The organism is Actinosynnema sp. NPDC059335, from assembly GCF_042752395.1.
GTDB lineage: Bacteria > Actinomycetota > Actinomycetes > Mycobacteriales > Pseudonocardiaceae > Actinosynnema.
The window spans coordinates 42,259-45,412 of sequence record NZ_JBHYXZ010000007.1 but is presented as its reverse complement, the minus strand read 5'-3'; the positions used below and the strand labels follow the sequence as shown (position 1 = coordinate 45,412).

Below are 3,154 nucleotides of genomic sequence, written 5' to 3'. Positions count from 1 at the left end.
ACTCTCCTACACAGATTTTGCGTTTTTTCTATTACTCCCTGTTTTTTCAACACCCCCCCCCCCCTCCGAGCCTGTCCCCTCGCCCCCCCCCCCCCCCCCCCGGGGGCTCTGGCGTTCGGCGGCATTTCCGGTGGCCATGGCCCTCGACGCGGTCGAAGCGGCTCGTGGTCCACGTCCGGGTGGCAGGTCGTCGGGAGCGGTGCGGGCGGTGGGTCCGTCGCGCGGCGGATCGCGCAGGTGGAACGGTCGGCGTGGCGCGGAGTTGCCGCGTGCGGGAATCCGAAGGTGCCCCGTCGGTGCGGCACGGCGGGTCCGCCGCGGTGTGAACGACGGCTCCGCGCGTCGAGACGGGTGGTCCGGGTCGCGGGCACGTCCGCCGCGCGCACGGGCGCCGAGCCGGGCCTCGTCAGGTCCGGGTCGGCGCCCCTGTGGTGCGTGGCGTGCCCGGACCGGCGCTGGGAGGGCCACCGGGAGGCACGGCCATGACCCTACCCTACGTTCGAACACACGTTCGAGGACGGGTAAAGGTCAACCGTTAGTGACGGTGTCTTCCGCCGTTCACTCGATCCGGGGAGGATGCGCGCACCCGCCCACTACGGAGGATCCGTTGAGACCTACCCCGCTCCGCGTCGGACTGGCGGTCACCGCCGCCTCGGCCGTGTCGTTCGCCCTCGCGACGCCGATCCACGCGGCCCCGAGCCAGGACGCCCTCATCGCCGAGGTCTACGGCGGTGGCGGCAACTCCGGCGCCACCCTGACCCAGGACTTCGTCGAGCTGGGCAACGCGAGCGCCGCGCCGGTCGCCGTGAACGGCTGGAGCGTGCAGTACCTGCCGGCGAACCCGGGCGCCGGGAGCCAGTGGCAGGTCACGCCGCTGACCGGGTCGATCGCGGCCGGCGGGCGGTTCCTCGTCGCGGAGGCCAAGGGGGCGGGCGGCACGGTCGAGCTGCCCGCGCCGGACGTCGCCGGCACGATCGCGATGAGCGGCACGGGCGGCACGATCGCCCTGGTCACCGCGACCACGCCGCTGACCTGCAAGACCGCCGCGGACTGCGCCGCCGACCCGCGCGTGCGCGACCTCGTCGGCTACGGCTCGGCCACGGTCGTGCGGGAGACCACGCCGACGGCCAACCTGAGCAACACCACCTCGGCGGCCCGCGCGGCGCTGACCGACACCGACAACAACTCGGTCGACTTCACCGTCGGCGCGCCGACCCCGGTCAACTCGAAGGGCCAGGGCCCCGGCGGACCCGACCCGGACCCGGAGCCCCAGCCCGGCGACAAGCGCATCCGCGACATCCAGGGCACGACCCGCGTCTCGCCGCTGCTCGGCCAGAAGGTCGCCGGCGTGCCGGGCGTCGTCACCGCGACCCGCGACACCGGCGACCGCGGCTTCTGGATCCAGGACACCGCCCCGGACGACGACCCGCGCACCAGCGAGGGCGTGTTCGTCTACACCGCGGGCCTGGTCCCGACCGTCGAGCCGGGCGACGAGGTGCTGGTCTCCGGCACCGTCGCCGAGTACCGGCCGGGCGGGGACGCGGCGAGCAACTCCAACCAGACGCTCACCGAGATCACCGGCGCGACCGTCACGGTCAGGTCCAAGGGCAACGCCCTGCCCGCGCCGGAGGTGCTGAACCCGCCGGCGGGCTACCTGCCCACCGCGAACGGCGGCAGCATCGAGGCCCTCCCGCTCGACCCGGCGACCTACGGCCAGGACTACTACGAGTCCCGCGAGGGCATGTACGTCCAGGTGGCCGACGCCCGCGTGGTCGGCCCCACGAACAGCTTCGGCGAGACGTGGATCACCACCAACCCGACCCAGAACCCGACCGCCCGCGGCGGCACGATCTACCTCGGCTACGACCAGCCCAACAGCGGCCGGATCAAGGTCAAGGCCGGCTCCGCCACGCCGCCGGTGAGCAACGTCGGCGACGTGTGGCGCGGCGCGACCGCGGGCAACGTCGAGTACACCAACTTCGGCGGCTACACCCTGGCCACGAAGTCGGTCGGCGAGCACGTCCCCGGCGGCATCACCCCCGAGGTCACGGACCCGCAGCGCGCTTACGAGCTGTCGGTGGCCACCTACAACGTGGAGAACCTGGCCGCCTCCAACGACCAGGCCAAGTTCGACCGCCTCGCCGCGGCCGTGGTGGCGAACCTCAGGAGCCCGGACGTCGTGGTGCTGGAGGAGATCCAGGACAACAACGGCGCGACCGACGACGGCACGGTGGCCGCGGACGCGACGTTCACCCGGTTCACCGACGCCATCGCGGCCGCGGGCGGCCCCCGCTACCAGTGGCGCCAGATCGACCCCGTGAACAAGGCCGACGGCGGCGAGCCCGGCGGCAACATCCGGGTGGCGTTCCTGTTCAACCCCGCCCGGGTGTCCTTCGTGGACCGGCCGGGCGGCGACGCCACCACCGCGGTGTCCGTCGTCAAGCAGCACGGCCGGGCCGCCCTGTCGGTGTCGCCGGGCCGCATCGCGCCCGCCGACCCGGCGTGGAACAGCAGCCGCAAGCCGCTGGCCGGCGAGTTCAAGTTCCGCGGGCGCACGGTGTTCGTGGTCGCGAACCACTTCAACTCCAAGGGCGGCGACCAGGCCATGCACGGCCGCTACCAGGAGCCGGTGCGCAGCTCCGAGGTGCAGCGCGCCCAGCAGGCCGCGCTGCTGCGCGGGTTCGTGGACCAGGTGAAGGCCGTCGACAAGGGGGCCAACGTGGTCCTCGCGGGCGACATCAACGACTACCAGTTCTCGCCGGTGGTCCGGGCCCTGACCGGCAACGGCGACGTGGTGGCCCTGATGGACACCCTGCCCGCGGCCGAGCGCTACAGCTACGTGTTCGAGGGCAACTCCCAGACCCTCGACCACATCCTGATCAGCGCGAACATCACCCGGTACCGGTACGACGTGGTGCACGTCAACGCCGAGTTCGCCGACCAGGCCAGCGACCACGACCCGCAGGTCGTGAAGCTGCGCCCGAGCACGGGCAACGCGCAGGTCGACCGGCTGGTGTTCCTCGTGGAGGACATCGTGGAGCACCTGCCCCGGCACTGACCCGGGCAGCGGGAAGCCCCCTCGGACGCGGGGCGCGCGGGGGGTGCGCCGCGCACCCCCCCCCCGGGGCGCGCCCCGGCGCGGGCGGGGGCGCCC

1 protein-coding gene is annotated in these 3,154 nt (G+C 73.3%); it reads left to right on the top strand.

From position 1 onward, the window contains the following. The first annotated feature begins 607 nt into the window (after positions 1-607). Positions 608-3,058 carry an endonuclease/exonuclease/phosphatase family protein gene (locus ACFXGA_RS03745; RefSeq protein ID WP_378084084.1) on the top strand — a complete coding sequence of 817 codons (2,451 nt, stop codon included), beginning with the start codon at positions 608-610 and terminating at the stop codon, positions 3,056-3,058. Positions 3,059-3,154: the final 96 nt, after the last annotated feature.